The following is a 1,930-nucleotide window of genomic DNA, read 5'->3' as shown; positions in this document are numbered from 1 at the left end:
CACCGCCCCCAGTAGTTGATTGGCTCGGTCAGTTCACCCAAAGTCTGACCGATCTCACGTTGCAGAACGGTGGAGCCCTCTCGGACTTTGGCATGTTGCTGCTGACCTTCATCGCAACCATGATCCTGATCGGCATCGCTGTGCGGATGTCGTCCTGGTCGGCGCACTTCGGTGGCAATCGGTCGGTCAGCTTGGACGAACTCAGGACCTTCTTATTCCGCCTGCTGTTTTGCTGCGTGATCGAACATTACTGGGTTACGAACCTGCCTGGCGCGAACTTCGGTTTCAATCGGATGTTCAGCTACATCGCCGCCGCGATTTCACAGGTTCTCGATCACGCCCAGCTCAATCAGATGACCGCGCTGATCGCGGAGGCAGGGCAGAAGACGGACATGCCTGCGACCTTAGCTCCCATGGAATACATCTGCTACTACTACGTCCAAGCTCTCCTCGGCATCGCGTCAGGCATCATCTTCCTCATCAATTGCAGTGGCCTCATCTTCTACGCCGTCGCTGCTTTGTTCGGACCGCTGATGATCCCGCTTTACATGACCGAAACGTTTCGCGGGAAGTTTCTGCACTTCGTTGAAGTGCTCCTGAGTCTGGCGATGATTCGGGCCGTGGCCGCAGCATTTATCTACGTCTGGTCTCAGTTCCTTACAGGCTTCATGCACCAGACGTTTCAAGAGAACTACACCATCGCCAACTGGCTTGCCAACCTCATCCCGTTCACGACGATCTACATCGCGTTCATCCTCAATATGTTTCTAATTCCGAGCGTGACGCAAATGATGTTCGGAGGTGGGGCTGGGATTGCTGGAAAGATCGGCGAAACGGTAGAGAAGATCGGCGCGTTCGTTGCGGCGGCAGGCTAAAGACAAATGTTCACCATCATGATGCTTTATCGTCGCGCACCTTTGCTGGGGAAGATCTTCATGATCGCCCTCTTTCTCCTTGTCTTTTTACGCGGTCTCGGCCTGTTTCAGACGAGCAAACCAAAGCACCAGATACCGGAGAGGAACTCGAATGTCCACACACCTCGCAGTGCCCAGTAGCGTGCTTACGTCGCAGCAGCACGTCGAAGCCGACAAGATCGCAAATCAGGTGTATTCGGCTCATTACAGCGAACGCAGCATGGCGAAGATCGCAATCGGCTCTCTGGCCGTGCTGTCCGTAGTTCTCAGCGCAGGCCTGGTGATCGTTTCTCATCGTCCCGCCATCACCCGCTACGTCCGCATCGACGATGTCGGGAGAGCGCAGGCAATTCAGTACAGCGATCTCAATTACAGCCCCCGAGAAGGCGAGATCCGCACCTACCTGACGGATTGGACCAACTACCGGCACACCATCAACCGGGAGACGATGGCGAAGAAATACCCCATGAACTATTACTTCCTCTCCGCACCTCTCGCCAGCCAGCTCATCCTCCAGGACAACAACAACCACCTCATCACGCAGGTTGTAAGCGGGATGGTTGAGCAGAGCGAGGTTCAGGTCAACAACGTGACGATCACGTCGATGACGACAGAGAAGATCGAGAACGCCATCGTGTCGCGTGGAACGGCGCTCGAAAGCTTCGACCTCATCTACTCACCGCGCACGTCGAACAAGCCCCGCACAGAGCACTGGATGGCCTCAATCATCTACTATCTCAACCCTGCCCAGGTGAGCGACCAGGCGAAGACGAATCCTCAGTACGAGACGATCAACCCTCTCGGTATGACGATCACAGAGTTTCATGAGAACCGCGTCTCGGTCGATCCGATCGTGGGTGACGGGTCGACGTTCCACCCGGCGGTGAAACAGTGAGCGTCCAGAGCGGATGGGAGAAGGTCTTACCGTTCTTTACCGAAGATCTACAGGCGCTGATTATGGACCCCACAATCAGCGAAATCATGATCAACGGAATCACCGGCGTGTATGCCGAGAA

General features: G+C 55.4%; 2 protein-coding genes. Both read left to right on the top strand.

Features of this window, described 5'->3' with window-relative positions:
- Window positions 1–875: hypothetical protein (locus HDF16_RS30080; RefSeq protein WP_184224644.1), on the top strand; the 875-nt coding region annotated here is incomplete at its 5' end.
- Between the two features lie 151 nt (window positions 876–1,026).
- Window positions 1,027–1,809, top strand: a complete 783-nt coding sequence (locus HDF16_RS30075; RefSeq protein WP_184224642.1) for a VirB8/TrbF family protein — start codon at window positions 1,027–1,029, stop codon at window positions 1,807–1,809.
- Window positions 1,810–1,930 lie beyond the last annotated feature (121 nt).

This window comes from Granulicella aggregans, from assembly GCF_014203275.1.
Classification (GTDB): domain Bacteria; phylum Acidobacteriota; class Terriglobia; order Terriglobales; family Acidobacteriaceae; genus Edaphobacter.
Note: the sequence above shows the minus strand (reverse complement) of the source record. Positions and strands in the feature narration are given on the sequence as shown.

Excerpts from the sequence above, each read along its gene's own strand:
- HDF16_RS30075 (WP_184224642.1), top strand. The coding sequence starts at position 1,027 with ATGTCCACACACCTCGCAGTGCCCAGTAGCGTGCTTACGTCGCAGCAG.